This is a genomic window from Flavobacterium galactosidilyticum (assembly GCF_020911945.1).
Classification (GTDB): domain Bacteria; phylum Bacteroidota; class Bacteroidia; order Flavobacteriales; family Flavobacteriaceae; genus Flavobacterium; species Flavobacterium galactosidilyticum.
Genome location: NZ_CP087135.1, coordinates 211,420 through 232,630, shown reverse-complemented (window position 1 = coordinate 232,630; position 21,211 = coordinate 211,420). Strand labels below are relative to the sequence as shown.

Below are 21,211 nucleotides of genomic sequence, written 5' to 3'. Positions count from 1 at the left end.
GCCAAAACGTTAGGCGTTATGCCACAGCGACACACCGAAAATTAACAATAAACAGACAGAAATATGAAACTAAAAATCTTACTTGGACTGTTACTTTCGTTCAACTTGACATTTGGACAAACTCAAAAAATAAAAAAACTTGATGGAAGTGAAATTTCAGCATCCGAAATTGACAAAGTAGTTAAACGCCTTATGGACACAGCAAATGTTCAAGGATTAGATTTAGCAATTCTCAATAACAAAAAAACAGTTTTTATTAAATCTTACGGATACAAAAATAAAATTAATGCTGAACTTTTGGACACGAGTACAGTAATGTACGGTGCGTCTTTCAGTAAAGCAGTTTTTGCATATCTGACAATGAAACTTGTTCAAGAAAACATAATAGACTTGGACAAACCAATTTATAAATATTTGAGCAAACCAATTTCCGAGTATGAATATTTTTCAGACCTAAAATCTGATGATAGGTGGAAATTAATTACAGCCAGAATGTGTTTAAGTCATACCACAGGACTTCCTAATGTTAGATGGTTGCATCCAACCACAGGAGTTGAAGATACACTTGGAGTAATTAAAATTTACTTTAAACCAGGGACAAAATATGCATATTCAGGTGAAGGATTAAAACTCTTACAATTAGTAGAAGAAGAAATAACTAATAAAACAGTTGAAGATTTAGCCATTGAACAAGTATTTAAGCCAATTGGAATGACAAGAACAGGTTATACTTGGCACAAAGAATTTGATGATAATTATGCAATTGGACATTTAGAAGATGGAAATTTAAACCCCAAGAAAAAACGAACTACGCCTGTTGCAAGCGGTTCCTTAGTGACGACAATTTCCGACTATTCAAAATTTATTGAATTTGTAATGCAACAAAAAGGGTTAAGTAAAAAATTATACAAGGAGATGCTTTCGCCTCAAATTAGAATTTACTCAAAAGTTCAATTTCCGACTATAACAAAAGAATTTACAACAGAAAACAAAGCAATTGACTTATCATATGGTTTGGGTTGGGGTCTTTTAAAATGTAAATATGGAAAAGCATTCTTCAAAGAAGGACACGATGATGCTTGGAGAAATTATAATATCAACTTCATTGATAAGGGAATTTCAATAATTATAATGACAAATAGTGCGAACGGTGAACTAATATTTAAAGAACTTTTAGAAACATTAATTGGAGACACATTTACACCGTGGAAATGGGAAGCATATTTTCCATACGACTATAAAAAGTAGAAGGCACAAACGCCTAACAGCAGTTTGGCAAAATGGCGGGTTTAGTGCTAAATTGAACATTCGGATTTCTAATAAACATTTGTGCTAAATTGAAAGTAAGTGCTTCTAAATCCGCCACTTCGCCAAGCTGCAAAACGTTAGCAGTAATGTTTCCAGACAACGAAAATAGAAACTAAAACTTTGAATTAGAACTATGAATTTTATTGTAGAAAATGAAAAATTAGAAATTCAATATATTCCAGGAAATGGTGCTTGGACTTATCAACTTATTATACCAAATACTAAAAACATAAAAGGAAAATGGGGTGATCTAAAAGTTTCTGGTAAAATTGACAATTTCGAAATCAAAAATAAGAATTTAGGTCCAATGAAAAACTCCGACAAAAAAATGGCGTTAAACTCTGAAATTAGAAATTCTATTGGAAAAGGCGCTGGAGATTTTGTCAATGTTACACTTTTTCTTGAAAATCAAAACGAAGAAAAAACTAATGAAAATGAAATGATTTTTGAATGTTTCAAAGATGCTGAAGTATTGAGTATATTCAACAAACTCAAAATTGACGAACAAAATGAAATAATTCTGAGCATAAATTCAACCGCTACAGAAAATCAGAAAGTGGAAAAAATCGTGAAATTTATTGCAAAACTTGAACAATTAAATTAAAAACACTACTGCTAACAACGGTTTGGCACAATAGCTAAAATTCCAATAAACAACACGTTCGATTTTCCGCTGGAAAATCTTATTTTAGCAAGAAATAATCGTTTCACGCAGCCGCTACTGCGCCAAGCCGCGGAACGTTGTAGGTAATGCTATCACAAAATTACGTAAATAAAAAAAAACAAAAATGACAGATATAAAAGATACTAAAGCATACAGCATAAACGATTTCCTAAATTGGTATGACAATGACGAATTAATACTATCTCCAAAATATCAAAGAAATGCTGTTTGGGGAAATAATGCTAAATCCTATTTAATTGATACAATAATAAGAGGTTTTCCAATTCCTCAAATATTTTTAAGACAAAGTATTGATACAAATACAAGAAAAACTACAAGAGAAATAATTGATGGTCAACAAAGAATTAGAAGCATAATTGAATTTACTGAAAATAGATTTTCTATTTTACCTTCACATAATGCTGAATTTGGAAAGAAATTTTATAATGAATTATCAGATGAAGTAAAAGAAAAGATTTTACATTATAACATTGGAGTGGAAATTATTAAGCTTAAAGATGATGCGAAAATTTATGAAATGTTCGCAAGGCTTAATACAAATAATATGGCATTAAATAAACAAGAATTAAGAAACGCTCAATTTACAGGAGAATTTAAAGTTTTTGTTTATCGTAAATCTTCAGAATTTAAAAGTTTTCTAATAAACAATAATACTTTTAAGGATAAGGAATTTTCAAGAATGATTGATGTAGATTTTTTCAATTCTTTAATCACACATCTTTTGGAAGGAATTGTCAATGATACTGCATCTAAATTTGATAAAAACTATAAACAATATGACAAAGTATTTGAGCGAGTAGATGAAATAGAGGAAAGACTTAATGTTATATTTTATATTTTAAATGAAATCTTTGTAAATCCATTATTTGAAACTAAAATATATCATAGAAAGAATTACTTATTTACTCTTTTTTGTGCTTTAAACTTTCAAATTTCACAAATTCAACATGAAGATATTATAGTTTGTGATGATTTTTCAAATCAAAATATTCATAACAATATCAATATACTTGTTTCAAAACTTATGAATTTTGAAGCTCAATTACTACACACTCTTTCGGAAAAAGAATTTTTAGATGAAAATGATATTAGTAAATATTTAAACTTTGAAAAATATCACAAAACACGAACAACAAGCGTTGCAGAAAGAACCGAAAGAATAAAAATTTTGTGTAACGTAATGTGTGAATAATTATGGATAATTCATTAGTAATTGATGAAATTGAATATTGGAATGAAATATTAGCAACATCCGACAATCCAAAATTGTTAGAGATGGCTTTTTTTAAAATATATATAAAATTCGAAAAATTTACATCAGATTTATTTATCTATTATTGCACAGGTCAAAACAGTTCATTTGATTTTTGTCCAGAAAGAAAATTACCATTTATAGATGACAATCATTTAAACGGTGTAATAGGAACTAAAAATAAAGCATATATAAATTATTATGAAAATATAATTGAACTTTCAGAACATATTTTTGTGGAAAATCCTTTTGAAATAATTACAAGAGACGTAAACTATTTCAACGAATTCAATAATATGAAGATTTTGAGAAATTATATTGCTCATGAAAGTTTATCATCTAGAAAAAAGTATGTTCAAAGTTTATTAGGAAATCGTGATTTTATTGAACCTTTTGAATTTTTGAGAAAAATTAGAAGATCAACAGGAAAATCAAATCTAACAACGTACAATGAAATTATATTGAATTCAACAAATTATTTAATCGCACGACCAATATAAAAGCACTACCTACAACAGCGGTTTTGCAAGATTGCGAATTTTGTGGTTAATTCACGTTTTCGTTTCGCAAGAAATTTTATCTTTAACGTAAAATAATCGGTTACGAAGTTCGCAACCTCGCAAAGCCGCCGAACGTTATGCCTCATGCTAAAAAACCGACAGATGAGCGAAAGAAAAAATCGTAAATTAAACAAAGAAATAAAAGTTGAAGACGTTGAATTTGATAGCGATGAAAATTTTGCTTTTATTATTGGATACACTTCTGGTGGCGCACCCTATGGAGTGACACACGAAGAAATGAATGAAATTGAAAATGAAAAACACGAAACTGACGATACAATATAAAAGTAAAGCAAATGTCATCTGGAGAAGCACATACAATTTGGTTTCCTGAATTAAAGCAACTTTTGAAAGAGAATTGGAAGACTAATTTGACAATTCCAAAACATTTTAAACTTGTGGCCGATTTAGATAATAAACTCAACCAAATTAGAGCTGAAAGAAAAATTCACCCCCCAATGATGTGGTGTCCGAATTGCAAAAAAAGACATCGCTCAAAAGTTAGGTCTATTTCAATAACTGCAATGTATTTTGCCTTAAAAAAGTTTGATAATTGTACCGAAATTGAATTTAAGGAATTAATAAAGAATTGGAAAATATATTCCAAAGAGAAAAACCTTGACATTTACGGAAAAGAAGTGGATAAAACAAATAAAGAACAAAGCACGAAGGCATAACAGCAGTTACACAATACACAAGGCTTTAGTGGAATTATCGATTCGCATCATATTTTCGTTAAGCCGAAAATACTCTGGTTCCGAATCCTTGTGCATCGTGTAGCTGCGAAACGTTGTGCGTCAGTTTGTTGGAACGTACAAAACCGAAAGAAAAATGAAAATAAAATTTAATCCAATAATTGTTAAACTGAAAAACGCAAAAGAAGTAAAAATTAGAAGTGCTGAAATTTCTGATGCTGAAAATCTATTGAAAACTATTAAAAAATATATAGTTGATAGTGAATTTATTCCAAAACTTTTTGATGAAATTAAACTTACAATTCAACAAGAAGAAGACTGGATAAATTCATTTATTCAAAAAGAAAATTCATTGTTATTAATTGCCGAATATGAAAGTGAAATTATCGGAAATATTGATATTACAGGAAGTTCTAGAGTAATTATGCAACATACTGGAGTTATAGGAATGGGAATGTTAACAGAATGGAGAAATTCTGGTTTAGGAACTCAACTAATGAAACATTCTATCAATTGGGCAAAAGAAAATCCAATATTAGAACTTTTATGGCTTCAAGTTTATTGCGAAAATGAATTAGGTGTAAGTTTATATAGAAAAATGAACTTTAAAGAAAATGGAATTATAAAAAATTACTTTAAACTAAATGGAAAATACTATGATAATTTAACAATGAGTTTATCATTAAAATAAAAAAACCGAACGCACAACAGCAGTTACAAGAAATGGCAAATTATGCGGTAAATTCACGTTTACGTTTCGCAAGAAATTTAGTAGTAGCCGAAAAGTCTCGGTTACGAAGTTTGCCACTCCTTGTAGCTGCGGGACGTTAGCGGTCAGGCTGAAACGACCGTCCCAAAACAAAAACGAAAAACTGAATTTATGGACTTCAACAACATTGACGAAATAAAAAAAGCGGGATTTATAGGCTTCAAAAAAATGAGCGAACTTTTTGTTGACAGTTCATCTATTCCGAAAATCAAAGGCGTTTATCTTGTTTTAAATCCAAACTTTAAAAAAGCAGAATATTTACAAATTGGAACAGGTGGACATTTCAAAGGCAAAAATCCAAATGTTTTTATTGACGAACTAAAATCAAATTGGGTTGAAAATTCTCTTGTTGTTTATATCGGAAAGGCAGGAAGCGAAACAAGCAAAGCAACCCTTAACTCTCGATTAAAACAATATTTCGGTTTTGGTCAAGGGAAAAATATTGGACATTGGGGCGGAAGATTAATTTGGCAACTAAAAAATAGTAATGATTTGATAGTTTGTTGGAAACCACTACTAAATGACGACCCAAGAACATTTGAGAATACATTAATCAAAAAGTTTGTTTCAGAATTTTCTAAACGACCTTTTGCAAATCTTGCTGACTAATGAACCCAAGACAATTTGAAGAATTTGTTTGTGAACATTTTCGCCAACAAGGATATAAAACAGAACTTACTACTTACAGCAACGATTATGGAATTGACGGCTTCGCTATTAAGGGAAAGCAGAAAATTGCTATACAATCAAAAATGTACGGGCATACAACAAGAAAAATTAACCGACAAATGGTAATGGAACTTCACGGTGCTAAAGATTTTTTTGATTGCACAAAAGCAGTTATAGCAACAGACGGAATTTTTCTTCAAGACGCTTTGGTTGTAGCTGAAAAATTGAAAATTGAAATTCTGTATTTAAATCAAATGCAGAAAAGTACTTCCACAATTATAACGGCAACAAAAAACAAGAACGACAAAACATTTGAGCAAATTTGGGAAGACTACATAATTCCTCTTCAAGGCAAAATATTGAAAAGAAATAGTGGAGAAACAAATCAAATAATTAAAGCAGATTGGAGCGGAATAGAACGCAAAACCTCAAATGGAAATAATGGAAAAATTAAAATAGAAATAATTAAACAAGCTGTAAATAAACTTTTGACAGATGGTTCAATAACTCGTGACTACATTAATCAAAACTATGTCGGACGAGCATCTTCTGGTATAATTTTGATTTTATCTCAAGTACCATTTTTCAAATTGACTGAAAAACCAACTGGATTGAAATATGAAAAGTAATAACCGCAAAAGCCCGAACCGCTAACAAGGTATTGCCAAAAGCGGGGCTGAACGGCTTCGATTGGGTATTTGTGCAAGGTTCAACATTCGCTCTTCGATTGAACTTTTGTGCTAAAAATCCCCGCCTTCGGCAATACCCAAAACGTTGTAGGCAATGCTTCCACAACAAACCTTAAAAATAAAATAACTAACTTACAACATAAAAAGGACAAAAAGTATGACATTAAAAACATTAAAATTATCGGCATTCGTTATTGCAACGACATTATTAACTTCTTGTTCGCACAGAATGGTGGGAACTTGGACAGTACAACGATACGAAACCACAACACCAGGACAACAAGGCGTGGCATTAAGCAACATTGGAACTATGCAGTTTCAAGGAAACGGAAGTGGCGAAAAAAATCTAAACTATTCCGTTCTTGGCATCCAAAGAGATGATAAACTTCCATTTAAATGGACTTGGAACGACGGAAAGTATATTTCCATAGAAAGTAATGGTTCTGATTTTTCTAAAACGTGGATTATTATGACCAACAAAAAGAAATATCAAAAATGGAAATCAACTGATGGTACAAACAATGTGCAAATTATTGAACTTAAAAAATAACTCAAATGAAAAATATCTCAACTCGTCAAATTATTGACATCGTTTTATTGATTTTACTACTCATTTTCATTGGTCAAAATCTTGAAAGTGTAAAGGTAAAATTTATTGCATTTGGCTTTGAAATGCCCTTAGTCATTCTCATAGCCATCGTATTTTTCATTGGATATTACACCGCAAAAGCATTTAACAAAAACAAATAAAATAAACAATAGTATGGCATTAAAAGAACAGCTACAAAAATTAGCAACCGAAAAAAACACACCTTGTGTAACCATTTCTTTAAACACACATCGTGCACATCCAGACAATGCAAAAGATGAAGTACTTTTAAAAAATCTTCTAAAAGAAGCAGAAGATAGAGTAATTGCAGAATTTGGAAAACGACCAGTAGCTTCACTTTTAGAAAAATTAGAAAATGTTTCCGCAGAAATCGATGTAAATTATAACTTAGATAGTTTACACCTATTTCTATCAAACGATACAAAAGAAATTGTAAAATCAAGCTGGAAAACTAACAACGAAGGAGTACATATTTCTGACAGCTTTGCGGTTCGTCCCATCATCAAATCATTCAACAGAAGCGTAAGCTATTTAGTAATGTTACTTTCTCAAAGTGGTGTACAATTGTATGAAGCTATAAATGATGAAATTATTGCAGAAGTTAGAAATGATGATTTTCCATTTTCAGAAAATCGTCATTACAACACCCATTCCGACAAAGGAAGCGACCCAAAACATTTAGACGATTTGGTTCGAGAATTTTTAAACAAAGTAGATAAAGCTTTGGTAAAAGTTCACAATGAAACTGACTTAAATTGTGTAGTTATTTGCACAGAAGACAATTACAGCAGACTACAACAAGTGGCAGACAAGCCATCGGTATATCTTGGTTACACAGCCATTGATTATAACAACACCGCTACACATCAAATAGTAAAGCAATCGTGGAATACCATTGAAGGTTTGCAACAACAACGTAGGAAAAATGCTATTGAAGAAATGAAAGAAGCAGTAGCACAAGGTAAAGTACTTACAGATTTACAAGAAATTTATCAAGCATCTATTGACGGACGTGGCGAACTTTTGATTGTTCACCAAGACTTTTCAAAAGCTGTGTTGATGAAAGACGAAAGAACATTTGACATTATAGACGATGCAACAACGCCTAACGCAATAGACGACATTACGAGTAACATAGCGTGGGAAGTAATTTCTAAAAAAGGGGAAGTGTTTTTCACCACACAAGATGAAATAAAAGACCTTGGAAAGATAGTGCTGAAAACAAGATACTAAAATGGCACTGCCTACAACAAGGGTTTTGCAATAGTGGGGCAAAAGTACAAAGTTCAACGGTATTTCTTCGATTGAACTTCTGTGCAAAATTGAAGATTTGTGCTTCGATTGCCCCACCATCGCAAAGCCCCAAAACGTTATATTCCAGCTTCGAGCAACTTTGTAGCCAAAGCTACTCTCGCTGTTTGTTTGTGTTTTATTTTCCAAAATCCAACTTCTATATATCCCTCAGCTATTCCTCCGGTAACTCCTTCAATTATTTTTTCAGGCTTCGTGTCGCTCAATGTATTATCTACATAAATAATATCTGGATTTATATCATTATGAACAAAAATAAACATTGGAATTATTGGCTTCATTTCTTGTTTACAATCATCAATCTTCACCGCCCATTCGTGTTCTAAACCTTCAACTTCTATGTAATTTAGGGTTTTAATTTTCATAATTTTAATTTTATTGTTAGTGAAAAAAAGCCGAGAATATAACAATCACTATACAGCAGTTGCCGAATCTACTAAACCGCATAGGCAACCGCAGTATAGTTTTAACGTTATGCGTCACTCTATGAAACACCCAACACAAAATGAACTATCAGACATATAAGCCACATTCAGACTTAGAAGCCTTAGTAAAATTTTATTGGACATTGGAAGTGCCGTTTGACAGAAATAATCAAAAACAAAAAATTATTCCTGACGGTTGCATTGAAATGACTTTTAACCTTGGCGATAAGATTAAAAGATATACTTCGGAAACGGAATTTATTTTCAATCCTAATGCTATGGTAATGGGACAAAGAACCAAATCCTATTTTATAGAACCAGTTGGCAATGTTGACACTATTGCAATTTGCTTTTATCCACATGGGTTTTCAAACTTCGTAAACTTGCCACTTGAAAATTTAGTTGACCAAGAAACACCAATTCAAGATGTTTTTAATGAAATTCAAGCAAATGTATTAGAGGAAAATATTATTAAATCAACAAGTACAAAAGAACGCATAGGGATCATTGAGACATTTCTTCTTAACAAATTAAACGAAGAAGCCACTATTGAAAATATCGTCAAAACTACAGTTGATACACTTTTGACCACAAACGGAAACATATCAATTAATGTTATTTTGAAAGATAATCTCTCAAAAAGAAGACAACTCGAAAGACATTTTAAAAAACAAATTGGAATAAGTCCTAAACAGTTAGGTAAGGTAATTCGTTTACAAGCGACATTACAAATGTTAGTCAGTAAAAAATCCGAAACTTTGACTGATATTGCTTACGAGAATGAATATTTCGACCAAAATCACTTTATAAAAGACTTCAAAGAATTTGTTGGAATTACCCCAAAAGAATTTTTAGGAAATGAAAATATGGCTCTTTCTACCCTTTTCTATAAATAAAGTACGATATGTCGCATTTATACTATTTTGACAAAAAATACTGACATAATTTTGAATAAATTTTAAAGACAACTAATATGGCAATAAGAAATTTAATAATTGTAACAATAATTTTGGGTTTTTCCCTTGCTTCATGTACAAACCCTAACAATAAAAAGGCAAATTCGGAAACAACAGCAAAAGACACATTAACAAATTCAAATGTAAAAGATATGAAAAGTTATATTTCAATGTTTGAAATTCCAGCAACGGATATTTCAAGAGCAGTTAATTTTTACCAAGCAATATTGGACATTAAAATTGAAAAAATGGATGTTGAAGGAATGCAAATGGGAATATTGCCATATGAAGATCAATTAGTTACAGGAGTGATCATAAAAGCTGACGGATATAAACCTTCGGCTGACGGTGTAACTATTTATTTAAACGGTGGCGACAATCTTCAAATCATTCTTGACAAGGTTGAAAAAAGTGGTGGCAAAATCTTAACACAAAAAACTGCTCATGCAGACGGCAGTGGATTTTTTGCTATTTTCATTGACTCTGAGGGAAATAAAATGGCACTTAATTCGCCTAACTAAAAGACAGAAAGAAGAGCGAACGCATAACATGGGTTTGGCAAAAGTGGGGCTTTAGTGCTAAATTGAACATTTGTACTTTCTATTAGCTTTTGTGCTAAATTTGAACTTTAGTACTTCCTATCCCCCACCTTCGCCAAGCCCAAAACCGTTAGCGGTCAGCTTAAAAGACGACAATGAAACAGATAATCTACATATTGACATTTTTAATTTTAACAGGTTGCGGACAATTAAAATCAGAACAGAATACTGTATCTGTTTCTGATACACAATTTGTGTTAAACTCTGACACGATTTCAAAAGACAACAAAATTAATGACCAACAAAAATCAGCAGAAGAAAACCAGAACGAAGGAGACGATAGAAAACAGTCTTTAAATGGATTTAAAAAAGTGACACTATATAAGTTGACCGACACCATATCTGCAGACTTTAACGGAGACGGTATTATTGACAAAGCGTTCTATAGAAAAGAAAATGGAACTTCAGGAATTATAATCAAACACGGGCAGACAAACGAAGTAATTAAAATTGGTTTCGGTAAAAGTTTCGCACATTTTACAGAGTTTGATTGGGTTGACTATTGGGGACTTGTAGAAGACAGAGAAACGAGTGAAACAACATTCACGGAAGACGGTGACGTTTTGGGAAGCAAGGAAGTAAAACTTCAAAACCATTCAATCGCTTTAGGTGCGGACGAAGTTGGTGGCGGACTGATAACATTTATAAATGGGAAATATGTGTGGATACACCAAACTTGCTGACGAGAAAAGCCGAACCGCTAACAGCCGCTTGGCAAAAAAGCGGGTTCAGTGGTTAATTGAACATTCTACCTCGTATCAACTTTTGTGCTGGCTTGAAAGTTTAGTGCATCGAAATCCGCTTCTTCGCCAAGCGCCAAAACGTTAGCGGTCAGCTTAAAAGACGACAATGAAACAGATAATCTACATATTGACATTTTTAATTTTAACAGGTTGCGGACAATTAAAATCAGAACAGAATACTGTATCTGTTTCTGATACACAATTTGTGTTAAACTCTGACACGATTTCAAAAGACAACAAAATTAATGACCAACAAAAATCAGCAGAAGAAAACCAGAACGAAGGAGACGATAGAAAACAGTCTTTAAATGGATTTAAAAAAGTGACACTATATAAGTTGACCGACACCATATCTGCAGACTTTAACGGAGACGGTATTATTGACAAAGCGTTCTATAGAAAAGAAAATGGAACTTCAGGAATTATAATCAAACACGGGCAGACAAACGAAGTAATTAAAATTGGTTTCGGTAAAAGTTTCGCACATTTTACAGAGTTTGATTGGGTTGACTATTGGGGACTTGTAGAAGACAGAGAAACGAGTGAAACAACATTCACGGAAGACGGTGACGTTTTGGGAAGCAAGGAAGTAAAACTTCAAAACCATTCAATCGCTTTAGGTGCGGACGAAGTTGGTGGCGGACTGATAACATTTATAAATGGGAAATATGTGTGGATACACCAAACTTGCTGACGAGAAAAGCCGAACCGCTAACAGCCGCTTGGCAAAAAAGCGGGTTCAGTGGTTAATTGAACATTCTACCTCGTATCAACTTTTGTGCTGGCTTGAAAGTTTAGTGCATCGAAATCCGCTTCTTCGCCAAGCGCCAAAACGTTACCTGCAATGCCATCAAAAAAACCGTATAAAGTGACGAGAATATTAATTATTACGACAATTTTTTTAACAATTTTTAGTTGCAAAAAAAGTGAAAACTCCGAAAATCAAATTTCGGAAAGTGAAAAAACTGTTTTATTGAAAAAAATAAGTGCAGAAATTATTAAACCTGCATTTGGAGGAAAAATTTTTGGGGATTTAATTGTCCTGCAAAGAAATCCATCAGAAGTTTATGTTTGGACAACTTTGCAAGAATTTTATGGGGAAAATAATGTTGAAAAAGGAACAGGAACATCTCTTCCACTAAAAATCAATCTAAACGGAAATCCTATAACGGAAGATAAAATTGTGAATATAGAAAAACCTCGTGACGGAAGTTTGTATGGAGAAGATATAAACAAAATGTTTCCTGAAATTGTTCGCAAAAAAATTGAGAATTTACCAAATTCTAAAATTTTAATGCAAATGAATGAAGATGTAAAAAATAATCCTATTAAATAGAAATGGAAAAAGGCACTGCAGGTAACACACGTTTGGCGCAATTGCGAATTTTGTAGTAAATTCACGTTTTCGTTTCGCAAGAAATATTATCTTTAACAGAAAATAATCAGTTCCGAAGTTCGCAACTGACGCCAAGCGTGGGAACGTTGGCAGTAATAATCCCAAAAATGAGCGGAAAATGAGAAACTTTATGTTGCTTTTTTTGATTTTAACTTTTAGTTGCTCTTCAAAAAGTGATGGAATTGAAAGTATTGAAATTATGTCTTATTACTACAATTTAAACGAAAATCAAACGGAATTTAAAACTGAAATTGTAAATTATTCTGTAATTGACGAAAATGGAAATGTTGAAACAATTCAAAAAATTCCATTTTCTGAAAATTCGTTTATTAATTTTAAGTCAATTATCGACAAAAAAATTATTGACAAAATATCTTTAAGTAATAAAAATAGAAATGACGATTATTATAAAGTAAAACCTAAAAATGACTTGATAGAAATTTATTGCGGTCCGATAAATAGAATCAAAATCAAATATAGAAATCAAAAAGAATTAACGTTTAACTTTTCCGAATACAAAACTGATTCAAAGCATAAAGAATTTGTAGAATTACAAAATGTAATAAATGATAATTTTTCAGAAAAGAGATTTAATAAAATTGACAATCCGAAGGAATTAGAAATAAAACGCAGAGATTTTGAAAAATATTCTATGAACAAAGACACTTTGGAATTGCCCTTTCCTCCTATGCCAATGCCAAATAAGAACCTGATAAAGTTTACTAAATAAAATTACTACTGCCAACACACGCTACAACGGATTTGGGCAATTGGCTTAATGGAAAGTTGGTTTTGTATTTGGGATGATTTGGCAAATCCGAATAATGGGCTTAATTTAGTCCCAAACCCGCTGTAGCGCGAGAACGTTAGCCACAATACAAAACCAAAACTATGAAAAAAATTTTAGGAGCCATTTTTATTTTGATTTTAATAAGTTGTAATTCAATATCTAAAAAAGAAAAAGAATTACTCGAAAAAGAAAATGAGCTTTTGCAACGTGAGTTAGAATTGACTAAAAAAGAGCAGAATTCTAAATCTAAAGCAATTGAATTAACAAAGCCCAAAGAAATCGAAAAAAAGAAAGAAACTACTAAAAATGAAATAATAAAAGAACCTGTTAAAAAAACAACTGGTTATACTTTTGACAATTTCCACATTTCCGAAAACCGTGTTGGAATATTTTCAAAAGGTATGACAATTAGTGATGTATATAATTCCATTCCAAAGGAACAAATTAAAAAAACTGTTGGATATGGAGAATTCGCAGACGACACCTATGATGACTACGAAATCTATGACTCAAACGGAAAAAAGATTTTGGTTTTGACACCAAAGCAGAATGGAAATACAAGTTCAAAAATTAATCGAATTTCGATTTTAGACAATCGATTTAAAACAACTGAAAAAATTGGACTTAGCTCAACTTTTGGAGACTTAAAAAAATACTATTCAACAGACAAAATTTCACCCGATATGGAACATATTGTTTTGGATGTAAGTCATATTAACGCTTGGTTTAGTATTAAGAAATCGGAACTTAAGGAAGATTGGTGGAATGGAAATGGAATCGATAAATCCAAAATTCCTGACAACGCAAAATTTGATGGAATTACAATTTGGTGGAAATAAGTACTGTGGCTAACAATGGCTATAAGTAATTGCTTATTCTCGCCTACTTCTGAAAATCCTCACGGATTTTCAGCTTGGTGCATACTTGCAAAGTTAAGTGCTAACCCACGCAACTACTCATAGCCTAAACCGTTACCTGCAATGCCATCAAAAAAACCGTATAAAATGACGAGAATATTAATTATTACGACAATTTTTTTAACAATTTTTAGTTGCAAAAAAAGTGAAAACTCCGAAAATCAAATTTCGGAAAGTGAAAAAACTGTTTTATTGAAAAAAATAAGTGCAGAAATTATTAAACCTGCATTTGGAGGAAAAATTTTTGGGGATTTAATTGTCCTGCAAAGAAATCCATCAGAAGTTTATGTTTGGACAACTTTGCAAGAATTTTATGGGGAAAATAATGTTGAAAAAGGAACAGGAACATCTCTTCCACTAAAAATCAATCTAAACGGAAATCCTATAACGGAAGATAAAATTGTGAATATAGAAAAACCTCGTGACGGAAGTTTGTATGGAGAAGATATAAACAAAATGTTTCCTGAAATTGTTCGCAAAAAAATTGAGAATTTACCAAATTCTAAAATTTTAATGCAAATGAATGAAGATGTAAAAAATAATCCTATTAAATAGAAATGGAAAAAGGCACTGCAGGTAACACACGTTTGGCGCAATTGCGAATTTTGTAGTAAATTCACGTTTTCGTTTCGCAAGAAATATTATCTTTAACAGAAAATAATCAGTTCCGAAGTTCGCAACTGACGCCAAGCGTGGGAACGTTGTGCGTCAGTTTGTTGGAACGTACAAAACCGAAAGAAAAATGAAAATAAAATTTAATCCAATAATAGTTAAACTGAAAAACGCAAAAGAAGTAAAAATTAGAAGTGCTGAAATTTCTGATGCTGAAAATCTATTGAAAACTATTAAAAAATATATAGTTGATAGTGAATTTATTCCAAAACTTTTTGATGAAATTAAACTTACAATTCAACAAGAAGAAGACTGGATAAATTCATTTATTCAAAAAGAAAATTCATTGTTATTAATTGCCGAATATGAAAGTGAAATTATCGGAAATATTGATATTACAGGAAGTTCTAGAGTAATTATGCAACATACTGGAGTTATAGGAATGGGAATGTTAACAGAATGGAGAAATTCTGGTTTAGGAACTCAACTAATGAAACATTCTATCAATTGGGCAAAAGAAAATCCAATATTAGAACTTTTATGGCTTCAAGTTTATTGCGAAAATGAATTAGGTGTAAGTTTATATAGAAAAATGAACTTTAAAGAAAATGGAATTATAAAAAATTACTTTAAACTAAATGGAAAATACTATGATAATTTAACAATGAGTTTATCATTAAAATAAAAAAACCGAACGCACAACAGCAGTTACAAGAAATGGCAAATTATGCGGTAAATTCACGTTTACGTTTCGCAAGAAATTTAGTAGTAGCCGAAAAGTCTCGGTTACGAAGTTTGCCACTTCTTGTAGCTGCGGGACGTTAGCGGTCAGCTTAAAAGACGACAATGAAACAGATAATCTACATATTGACATTTTTAATTTTAACAGGTTGCGGACAATTAAAATCAGAACAGAATACTGTATCTGTTTCTGATACACAATTTGTGTTAAACTCTGACACGATTTCAAAAGACAACAAAATTAATGACCAACAAAAATCAGCAGAAGAAAACCAGAACGAAGGAGACGATAGAAAACAGTCTTTAAATGGATTTAAAAAAGTGACACTATATAAGTTGACCGACACCATATCTGCAGACTTTAACGGAGACGGTATTATTGACAAAGCGTTCTATAGAAAAGAAAATGGAACTTCAGGAATTATAATCAAACACGGGCAGACAAACGAAGTAATTAAAATTGGTTTCGGTAAAAGTTTCGCACATTTTACAGAGTTTGATTGGGTTGACTATTGGGGACTTGTAGAAGACAGAGAAACGAGTGAAACAACATTCACGGAAGACGGTGACGTTTTGGGAAGCAAGGAAGTAAAACTTCAAAACCATTCAATCGCTTTAGGTGCGGACGAAGTTGGTGGCGGACTGATAACATTTATAAATGGGAAATATGTGTGGATACACCAAACTTGCTGACGAGAAAAGCCGAACCGCTAACAGCCGCTTGGCAAAAAAGCGGGTTCAGTGGTTAATTGAACATTCTACCTCGTATCAACTTTTGTGCTGGCTTGAAAGTTTAGTGCATCGAAATCCGCTTCTTCGCCAAGCGCCAAAACGTTAGCTGTCATTGTAAAAAGCCGACACCGAATGAAAACCATTGACAAAAACATATCGACTTTTGGACTTTTGACAGAGCTTACAAAATCTCAAACTGACAATTTTGAGATTATAAAAACTCATTGGAAAAAGTTCAACGCTGAATTGAAAAAATATAACTTAATTCAAAACCGTGGAAATTGGGAGAAATATGGAATTACTTTTAAGAAAAACGAAAAGTATTTTTACTTGACTACAATTCCACAAAACGAAATGATTTTTCCTGAACATTTTGTAAATAAAGAAATTCCAAAAGGCGAATACGAGATTTTTACGCACAAAGGAAAAATGGAAAATATCAAGCTGACAATTCACAATATTTATAAAAATATTTTACCCAAATCAAATCTGATGATAGAACAACATTCAAAATCAGGTTTTATCCATTTTGAAAAGTATGACTATCGTTTTGGTTGGGACAAACCGAATTCTGAAATCGACATTTATTTGCCAATAAAGACGAACAAGAATGAAGAATTATAAAAAAGAGATTATTGACAAAATTTGTTACACTGAACTTGTTTATGGACGAATTGCCAAGAAATTAAATATAGAACTCTCAAAAGAAAGAATTGAAAAGCTAATTTCAACAATAATTATAGAAACTGACGAAACAAATTTTCAAAAAACAGGAAAAAATATTTACATAACAAACAATGAAAAAAACATTCGGTTGACAATAAATTCTTATACGAACAGAATAATTACAGCCGACAGATTAAACAAAATAATAACGAAAGAAAAAACAACGAACAGCTAACATCGGTTTGGCAATATGGCGGCTGAAGTGCTAAATTCAAGTTCAATTCTTCGATTGAACTTTTGTGCAAAACTGAACATTTGTGCTTCGATTTCCGCCACATCGCCAAGCCGTAAACCGTTGTGCGATATTTTGAAAATTCGAACTTAATAAAATGATTTTAGATATAAATAGCAATTCAAAATTTAATGAAAATTCAATAACCGAAAATTATTTACAAAAACAAGTTGTAAATAATTTTCACATATTATTTCCAGAATATAAAATTTTAAGCAGTGAATTTAAACTTCAAGGTGATGTTAGAAAATTCGGAATTAGTGGTAGAATTGATATTTTTGCTTTAAACATAAATGAAAATAGATTAGCTGTCTTTGAATTAAAAAAAGATAACAATAAAAACATTCTTTTCCAAGCATTAGATTACACTGATTTTATAATTGAAAATTATAATCTAATTGTTTTAAGTTCTGAAAACTTAAATCAAAATGAAAAAGATATTCTATTAAAGAATAAATTAAAACCTGAAATTATATTAATTGCGAAAAATTTTAATCATCCAACTATTCGCAGAATAGAAAATGTTGAGAATAAAATTAAACTTATTGAATATAAATCTTTCGAAAACGACTTAATTTATTTCGAAACTGTCTGTAACAAAAGTGATAATAAAATTGTATATTATAAATCTGAGGAAAATAACTCAGAAAAAATAGACTCAACTAACGTAAATCTGTTAATTAAAGAATCAATAAAATATCTTGATGAAGCATATTATACAGTGGATTCAAATGTTTTAGCAATAAATCCAACAGTTTTATATAATTCATTTAAGCAAATTGCTATAAAATTTGATTTAGCACATTTGATAAAAAAGAACTTTTTGAAATTAATAAGAGAATCCAATTACTATCTTGAAGAAAGAAAAACTATGAGATTTAAAGACTTTAATACAAGCGTTATATTAATAAAATTATAAAAAAAACATCGCACAACAAGCGTTTGGCAAGATTGCGAATTTTGTAGTAAATTCACGTTTACGTTTCGCAAGAAATTTTATCTTTGATAGAAAATAATCAGTTCCGTAGTTCGCAACCTCGCCAAGCGCCGGAACGTTGGCGGACAGCTTCAAAAAAAATCGGAAAACATAAAATATAATATTATGCCAAAGACAAAAGAAGATAGAATTAAAACTGTAATGGGTGGCGGAGGTCACGTCGTAATTCTTGGAGCTGGTGCAAGCATTGCTTCAACTTTTAGAAATGGCGAATTATATGGAAAAAAATTGCCTTCAATGGACAATTTTATTGAGATTTTAGGACTTGAAGATTTAATTAGTAATTTACCTGAAAATCTAATTGCTAAAAATTTTGAAACATTATATAGTAATCTTCATAAAGACAATCCAAAATCTGATTTAATTAAAGAAATTGAGTTTAGAATATCTGAATATTTTGGAGATATGCAATTACCAAATGAGCCTACAATTTATGATTATCTCGTTCTTTCACTTCGAGGAAAAGATCTAATTGCAACTTTTCATTGGGATCCTTTTCTTTACCAAGCTTGGATAAGAAATAGAGAATTTACAAACGATTTACCAAGACTTTCATTTCTTCACGGAAACGTTGCAATTGGATATAGTGCAGAAGACAAAAGATGTGGACCTGCTGGAATGTATATGCGGAAAGACGGTGGATATTTTGAACCAACTAAACTGTTATATCCAATTGAGCAAAAAAATTATACTGATGACGAATTCATAAATACTGAATGGGATAGATTAAAATATTGGTTAAATTCTGATTCAACTAAACTTGTAACAATTTTTGGTTATGGCGCTCCGAAATCAGACCTTGAAGCTGTCCAACTGCTAAATGAATCTTGGGGAACTGGAGAAAAAAGAAATATGGAGCAGTTTGAGATAATTGACATTCGTGATGAAGAAACTGTTAGAGAAAGTTGGGATAATTTTATTCATTCACATCATTATGATTATTCAAATAATTTTTTTGAAAGTTCACTTGCTGATAATCCAAGAAGAACAAGCGAAAGTTATTTCCAACATATTTTACCAATGACTCCGGATGAAGCATTTAGTGCAAGTAATCCTGTAAATTCTGAATTAAAAACTCTTGAAGAATTATGGGACTGGCACAGACCTTTAATAGAAGCAGAAAAAGAATACGAAAACAAGAATAAATAAAAAGCCGATCCGCCAACACACGCTACAAGCAATTTGGGTATTTGGTTTAATTTAAATATGGTTTTGTATTTGGAAGATTTGGCAAATCCGAAAATAGGGCTTAATTTAGTCCCAAACTGCGTGTAGCGCGGGAACGTTATAAGCTATTTACCCTAACACACGTACCCATTCTGTGTTCAAAGTATTCGCCTATTTTACAAGTTTTCGCCCATTCAACTAATTCTTTGTCGGAAGTATCGCATCCGTAATTTTCATTCATCCAACAATAAAGACTAAATTCAATATTATCGTCTTTAAACTCGTATTTGTGTGAATCCATACCTCCTTCGGTAGATTCAAAATATATAAAGTATTTCATAATAAAACAGCTTATAACAGTTGTTTGGCACTATTGCCGTTTTGTTTTTCAGCGGAAAATACTCTGCTGATATTAAATTTAGTTTTCATAAGTTCGTTCACGTTATCAGCAACAGATGCCAAGCAACGAAACGTTAGCGGTCATTGTAACGGACGACCTTGCAAAAAACATCAGACAACAAAATGAAAATTAAAACCCACGATATAAACGAAACAAAAATTGCCGAATTGATTTCGGAAGATACTCTTATAAACAACATTGAAGATGGACTAGACTTCTTGGGGAACTTATACTACCAAGACTTTGATAAGATTATAATTTACGACAAAAATATTACGCCTGACTTTTTCGACCTAAAAAGCGGTATTGCAGGTGAAATACTTCAAAAGTTTTCCAATTATCGTGTACGTTTAGCTATCGTTGGAGACTTCTCAAAATATACAAGCAAGAGTGTTAATGACTTCATCTATGAAAGCAACAAAGGCAAACAAATCAACTTTGTTCCTTCACAATCGGAAGCAGTAAAGATATTGACAAATAAATGAATACAGCCAATACAGAAATATCTTTTAGTTCAATTATAAATGACCAAATGGTAGAAATACCAAGTGGAGAAATTGAGTTGAGAGATGACAGAACAAAACAGAAATGGACAGTTCAAGTAAATCCGTTTTTGCTTGGAAAATTTCCAGTAACACAAGAATTGTATTTTGACATTACAAAGGAAGAACCAAGTACAATTAAAGGAAATAAATATCCTGTTGAAACTATTACTTGGAACGACGCAGTAATTTTTTGCAATAAGTTATCAATACAAACAGGACTAAATCCTTGTTATGCGGTTACAGATGAATACGAAGAAATTACTTTTGACAAAACAGCAAATGGATTTCGTTTGCCGACAGAAGCGGAATGGGAATATGCTTGTAAAGCAGGTGAAACTAAAATAAGATATGGAGAATTGAATAAAATTGCTTGGTACAAAGACAACTCGTCAATGACATCGCATATCGTTGGACAAAAAGAACCGAACTCTTGGGGACTTTATGATATGCTTGGCAACGTTTGGGAATGGTGTTCAGACATCTATGACGAAACCGTTTATGGCTCATATAGAATTTTTAGAGGTGGCGGTTGGGCAGACGAAGAACGAAGTGTAATGGCGACAACTCGAAGAAGAAGTCATCCACTAAAATTTAAAATTGACGACCTTGGATTTAGAATTGCGAGAAATAAGACAGAAAAAACAACGAACCGCTAACAAGGTATTGCCAAAAGCGGGGCTGAACG

General features: G+C 31.8%; 30 protein-coding genes. 28 read left to right on the top strand and 2 right to left on the bottom strand.

Annotated features, from left to right (window positions below):
• Window positions 1-63 precede the first annotated feature (63 nt).
• The 12 genes from LNP27_RS01020 to LNP27_RS00965 all read left to right on the top strand — a co-directional run bounded on the left by LNP27_RS01020 (window position 64) and on the right by LNP27_RS00965 (window position 8,470).
• Window positions 64-1,248: a serine hydrolase domain-containing protein gene (locus LNP27_RS01020; RefSeq protein ID WP_229942683.1), complete on the top strand. Its 1,185-nt coding sequence runs from the start codon at window positions 64-66 to the stop codon at window positions 1,246-1,248.
• 193 nt (window positions 1,249-1,441) lie between these two features.
• Window positions 1,442-1,912: a DUF1905 domain-containing protein gene (locus LNP27_RS01015; protein ID WP_229942682.1), complete on the top strand. Its 471-nt coding sequence runs from the start codon at window positions 1,442-1,444 to the stop codon at window positions 1,910-1,912.
• Between the two features lie 184 nt (window positions 1,913-2,096).
• Window positions 2,097-3,185 (top strand): DUF262 domain-containing protein, encoded by a 1,089-nt coding sequence (locus tag LNP27_RS01010; RefSeq protein ID WP_229942681.1) that lies wholly within the window; start codon window positions 2,097-2,099, stop codon window positions 3,183-3,185.
• A gap of 2 nt (window positions 3,186-3,187) precedes the next feature.
• A complete protein-coding gene (locus LNP27_RS01005; RefSeq protein WP_229942680.1) occupies window positions 3,188-3,745 on the top strand; it encodes a hypothetical protein in 558 nt (185 codons plus the stop codon).
• 162 nt (window positions 3,746-3,907) lie between these two features.
• Window positions 3,908-4,090, top strand: a complete 183-nt coding sequence (locus LNP27_RS01000) for a hypothetical protein (RefSeq protein WP_229942655.1) — start codon at window positions 3,908-3,910, stop codon at window positions 4,088-4,090.
• An 11-nt stretch (window positions 4,091-4,101) separates the two neighbouring features.
• On the top strand, window positions 4,102-4,482 hold the full coding sequence (locus tag LNP27_RS00995) for a hypothetical protein (protein ID WP_229942654.1): 381 nt from the start codon (window positions 4,102-4,104) through the stop codon (window positions 4,480-4,482).
• A 154-nt stretch (window positions 4,483-4,636) separates the two neighbouring features.
• A complete protein-coding gene (locus LNP27_RS00990) occupies window positions 4,637-5,191 on the top strand; it encodes a GNAT family N-acetyltransferase (protein ID WP_229942659.1) in 555 nt (184 codons plus the stop codon).
• Window positions 5,192-5,380: 189 nt separating this feature from the next.
• Window positions 5,381-5,878 (top strand): hypothetical protein, encoded by a 498-nt coding sequence (locus LNP27_RS00985; protein ID WP_229942679.1) that lies wholly within the window; start codon window positions 5,381-5,383, stop codon window positions 5,876-5,878.
• Window positions 5,878-6,567 carry a restriction endonuclease gene (locus tag LNP27_RS00980; protein WP_229942678.1) on the top strand — a complete coding sequence of 230 codons (690 nt, stop codon included), beginning with the start codon at window positions 5,878-5,880 and terminating at the stop codon, window positions 6,565-6,567. Before LNP27_RS00985 ends, LNP27_RS00980 begins: the two co-directional genes overlap by 1 nt.
• A 217-nt stretch (window positions 6,568-6,784) precedes the next feature.
• Window positions 6,785-7,177, top strand: a complete 393-nt coding sequence (locus tag LNP27_RS00975) for a hypothetical protein (RefSeq protein ID WP_163518348.1) — start codon at window positions 6,785-6,787, stop codon at window positions 7,175-7,177.
• Between the two features lie 5 nt (window positions 7,178-7,182).
• Window positions 7,183-7,377 (top strand): LapA family protein, encoded by a 195-nt coding sequence (locus tag LNP27_RS00970; protein WP_123903519.1) that lies wholly within the window; start codon window positions 7,183-7,185, stop codon window positions 7,375-7,377.
• A 13-nt stretch (window positions 7,378-7,390) separates the two neighbouring features.
• Window positions 7,391-8,470, top strand: a complete 1,080-nt coding sequence (locus LNP27_RS00965) for a baeRF3 domain-containing protein (protein ID WP_229942677.1) — start codon at window positions 7,391-7,393, stop codon at window positions 8,468-8,470.
• A gap of 137 nt (window positions 8,471-8,607) precedes the next feature.
• Here the strand turns inward: LNP27_RS00965 and LNP27_RS00960 are convergent, their stop codons facing one another.
• Entirely contained in the window at window positions 8,608-8,913 is a 306-nt protein-coding gene (locus tag LNP27_RS00960) for a hypothetical protein (protein WP_229942676.1), read from the bottom strand.
• Between the two features lie 140 nt (window positions 8,914-9,053).
• Here LNP27_RS00960 and LNP27_RS00955 point away from each other — a divergent pair, with 140 nt between their 5' ends.
• The 14 genes from LNP27_RS00955 to LNP27_RS00890 all read left to right on the top strand — a co-directional run bounded on the left by LNP27_RS00955 (window position 9,054) and on the right by LNP27_RS00890 (window position 19,563).
• The gene (locus LNP27_RS00955; RefSeq protein ID WP_229942675.1) at window positions 9,054-9,869 is read left to right on the top strand and encodes an AraC family transcriptional regulator; all 816 of its coding nucleotides are present in this window, start codon (window positions 9,054-9,056) and stop codon (window positions 9,867-9,869) included.
• Window positions 9,870-9,946: 77 nt separating this feature from the next.
• Window positions 9,947-10,450, top strand: coding sequence for a VOC family protein (locus LNP27_RS00950; protein WP_229942674.1), 504 nt, complete (start codon window positions 9,947-9,949; stop codon window positions 10,448-10,450).
• A gap of 173 nt (window positions 10,451-10,623) precedes the next feature.
• The gene (locus LNP27_RS00945) at window positions 10,624-11,211 is read left to right on the top strand and encodes a hypothetical protein (RefSeq protein ID WP_229942669.1); all 588 of its coding nucleotides are present in this window, start codon (window positions 10,624-10,626) and stop codon (window positions 11,209-11,211) included.
• 166 nt (window positions 11,212-11,377) lie between these two features.
• Window positions 11,378-11,965, top strand: coding sequence for a hypothetical protein (locus tag LNP27_RS00940; protein ID WP_229942669.1), 588 nt, complete (start codon window positions 11,378-11,380; stop codon window positions 11,963-11,965).
• Window positions 11,966-12,244: 279 nt separating this feature from the next.
• A complete protein-coding gene (locus LNP27_RS00935; protein WP_229942670.1) occupies window positions 12,245-12,607 on the top strand; it encodes a hypothetical protein in 363 nt (120 codons plus the stop codon).
• A gap of 178 nt (window positions 12,608-12,785) precedes the next feature.
• Entirely contained in the window at window positions 12,786-13,397 is a 612-nt protein-coding gene (locus tag LNP27_RS00930; RefSeq protein ID WP_229942673.1) for a hypothetical protein, read from the top strand.
• 161 nt (window positions 13,398-13,558) lie between these two features.
• Complete coding sequence (locus LNP27_RS00925) at window positions 13,559-14,296, top strand: hypothetical protein (protein WP_092910458.1); 738 nt, start codon at window positions 13,559-13,561, stop codon at window positions 14,294-14,296.
• A gap of 270 nt (window positions 14,297-14,566) precedes the next feature.
• Window positions 14,567-14,929: a hypothetical protein gene (locus tag LNP27_RS00920; RefSeq protein WP_229942670.1), complete on the top strand. Its 363-nt coding sequence runs from the start codon at window positions 14,567-14,569 to the stop codon at window positions 14,927-14,929.
• 187 nt (window positions 14,930-15,116) lie between these two features.
• Complete coding sequence (locus LNP27_RS00915) at window positions 15,117-15,671, top strand: GNAT family N-acetyltransferase (RefSeq protein ID WP_229942659.1); 555 nt, start codon at window positions 15,117-15,119, stop codon at window positions 15,669-15,671.
• Window positions 15,672-15,832: 161 nt separating this feature from the next.
• The gene (locus tag LNP27_RS00910; protein WP_229942669.1) at window positions 15,833-16,420 is read left to right on the top strand and encodes a hypothetical protein; all 588 of its coding nucleotides are present in this window, start codon (window positions 15,833-15,835) and stop codon (window positions 16,418-16,420) included.
• Window positions 16,421-16,591: 171 nt separating this feature from the next.
• Window positions 16,592-17,083, top strand: coding sequence for a GyrI-like domain-containing protein (locus LNP27_RS00905; RefSeq protein ID WP_229942668.1), 492 nt, complete (start codon window positions 16,592-16,594; stop codon window positions 17,081-17,083).
• Window positions 17,070-17,360 (top strand): DUF3781 domain-containing protein, encoded by a 291-nt coding sequence (locus LNP27_RS00900; protein WP_229942667.1) that lies wholly within the window; start codon window positions 17,070-17,072, stop codon window positions 17,358-17,360. Before LNP27_RS00905 ends, LNP27_RS00900 begins: the two co-directional genes overlap by 14 nt.
• 154 nt (window positions 17,361-17,514) lie before the next feature.
• Entirely contained in the window at window positions 17,515-18,336 is an 822-nt protein-coding gene (locus LNP27_RS00895) for a hypothetical protein (protein ID WP_229942666.1), read from the top strand.
• 183 nt (window positions 18,337-18,519) lie between these two features.
• Window positions 18,520-19,563 carry a hypothetical protein gene (locus tag LNP27_RS00890; RefSeq protein ID WP_229942665.1) on the top strand — a complete coding sequence of 348 codons (1,044 nt, stop codon included), beginning with the start codon at window positions 18,520-18,522 and terminating at the stop codon, window positions 19,561-19,563.
• 136 nt (window positions 19,564-19,699) lie between these two features.
• Here LNP27_RS00890 and LNP27_RS00885 read toward each other — a convergent pair whose 3' ends face one another.
• On the bottom strand, window positions 19,700-19,921 hold the full coding sequence (locus tag LNP27_RS00885; RefSeq protein WP_229942664.1) for a hypothetical protein: 222 nt from the start codon (window positions 19,919-19,921) through the stop codon (window positions 19,700-19,702).
• Between the two features lie 182 nt (window positions 19,922-20,103).
• Here LNP27_RS00885 and LNP27_RS00880 point away from each other — a divergent pair, with 182 nt between their 5' ends.
• Complete coding sequence (locus LNP27_RS00880; protein ID WP_229944085.1) at window positions 20,104-20,466, top strand: DUF4180 domain-containing protein; 363 nt, start codon at window positions 20,104-20,106, stop codon at window positions 20,464-20,466.
• Window positions 20,463-21,182 carry a formylglycine-generating enzyme family protein gene (locus LNP27_RS00875; protein ID WP_229942663.1) on the top strand — a complete coding sequence of 240 codons (720 nt, stop codon included), beginning with the start codon at window positions 20,463-20,465 and terminating at the stop codon, window positions 21,180-21,182. The genes LNP27_RS00880 and LNP27_RS00875 overlap by 4 nt, the downstream gene beginning before the upstream one ends.
• Window positions 21,183-21,211 lie beyond the last annotated feature (29 nt).

Coding starts and splice junctions, on each gene's coding strand:
- LNP27_RS00940 (WP_229942669.1), top strand. CDS start 11,378: ATGAAACAGATAATCTACATATTGACATTTTTAATTTTAACAGGTTGC.
- LNP27_RS00905 (WP_229942668.1), top strand. CDS start 16,592: ATGAAAACCATTGACAAAAACATATCGACTTTTGGACTTTTGACAGAG.
- LNP27_RS00925 (WP_092910458.1), top strand. CDS start 13,559: ATGAAAAAAATTTTAGGAGCCATTTTTATTTTGATTTTAATAAGTTGT.
- LNP27_RS00890 (WP_229942665.1), top strand. CDS start 18,520: ATGCCAAAGACAAAAGAAGATAGAATTAAAACTGTAATGGGTGGCGGA.
- LNP27_RS00895 (WP_229942666.1), top strand. CDS start 17,515: ATGATTTTAGATATAAATAGCAATTCAAAATTTAATGAAAATTCAATA.
- LNP27_RS00885 (WP_229942664.1), bottom strand. CDS start 19,921: ATGAAATACTTTATATATTTTGAATCTACCGAAGGAGGTATGGATTCA.
- LNP27_RS01005 (WP_229942680.1), top strand. CDS start 3,188: ATGGATAATTCATTAGTAATTGATGAAATTGAATATTGGAATGAAATA.
- LNP27_RS01015 (WP_229942682.1), top strand. CDS start 1,442: ATGAATTTTATTGTAGAAAATGAAAAATTAGAAATTCAATATATTCCA.
- LNP27_RS01000 (WP_229942655.1), top strand. CDS start 3,908: ATGAGCGAAAGAAAAAATCGTAAATTAAACAAAGAAATAAAAGTTGAA.
- LNP27_RS00875 (WP_229942663.1), top strand. CDS start 20,463: ATGAATACAGCCAATACAGAAATATCTTTTAGTTCAATTATAAATGAC.
- LNP27_RS00995 (WP_229942654.1), top strand. CDS start 4,102: ATGTCATCTGGAGAAGCACATACAATTTGGTTTCCTGAATTAAAGCAA.
- LNP27_RS00910 (WP_229942669.1), top strand. CDS start 15,833: ATGAAACAGATAATCTACATATTGACATTTTTAATTTTAACAGGTTGC.
- LNP27_RS00975 (WP_163518348.1), top strand. CDS start 6,785: ATGACATTAAAAACATTAAAATTATCGGCATTCGTTATTGCAACGACA.
- LNP27_RS01010 (WP_229942681.1), top strand. CDS start 2,097: ATGACAGATATAAAAGATACTAAAGCATACAGCATAAACGATTTCCTA.
- LNP27_RS00990 (WP_229942659.1), top strand. CDS start 4,637: ATGAAAATAAAATTTAATCCAATAATTGTTAAACTGAAAAACGCAAAA.
- LNP27_RS00985 (WP_229942679.1), top strand. CDS start 5,381: ATGGACTTCAACAACATTGACGAAATAAAAAAAGCGGGATTTATAGGC.
- LNP27_RS00900 (WP_229942667.1), top strand. CDS start 17,070: ATGAAGAATTATAAAAAAGAGATTATTGACAAAATTTGTTACACTGAA.
- LNP27_RS00965 (WP_229942677.1), top strand. CDS start 7,391: ATGGCATTAAAAGAACAGCTACAAAAATTAGCAACCGAAAAAAACACA.
- LNP27_RS00880 (WP_229944085.1), top strand. CDS start 20,104: ATGAAAATTAAAACCCACGATATAAACGAAACAAAAATTGCCGAATTG.
- LNP27_RS00915 (WP_229942659.1), top strand. CDS start 15,117: ATGAAAATAAAATTTAATCCAATAATAGTTAAACTGAAAAACGCAAAA.
- LNP27_RS00930 (WP_229942673.1), top strand. CDS start 12,786: ATGAGAAACTTTATGTTGCTTTTTTTGATTTTAACTTTTAGTTGCTCT.
- LNP27_RS00970 (WP_123903519.1), top strand. CDS start 7,183: ATGAAAAATATCTCAACTCGTCAAATTATTGACATCGTTTTATTGATT.
- LNP27_RS01020 (WP_229942683.1), top strand. CDS start 64: ATGAAACTAAAAATCTTACTTGGACTGTTACTTTCGTTCAACTTGACA.
- LNP27_RS00945 (WP_229942669.1), top strand. CDS start 10,624: ATGAAACAGATAATCTACATATTGACATTTTTAATTTTAACAGGTTGC.
- LNP27_RS00960 (WP_229942676.1), bottom strand. CDS start 8,913: ATGAAAATTAAAACCCTAAATTACATAGAAGTTGAAGGTTTAGAACAC.
- LNP27_RS00950 (WP_229942674.1), top strand. CDS start 9,947: ATGGCAATAAGAAATTTAATAATTGTAACAATAATTTTGGGTTTTTCC.
- LNP27_RS00980 (WP_229942678.1), top strand. CDS start 5,878: ATGAACCCAAGACAATTTGAAGAATTTGTTTGTGAACATTTTCGCCAA.
- LNP27_RS00955 (WP_229942675.1), top strand. CDS start 9,054: ATGAACTATCAGACATATAAGCCACATTCAGACTTAGAAGCCTTAGTA.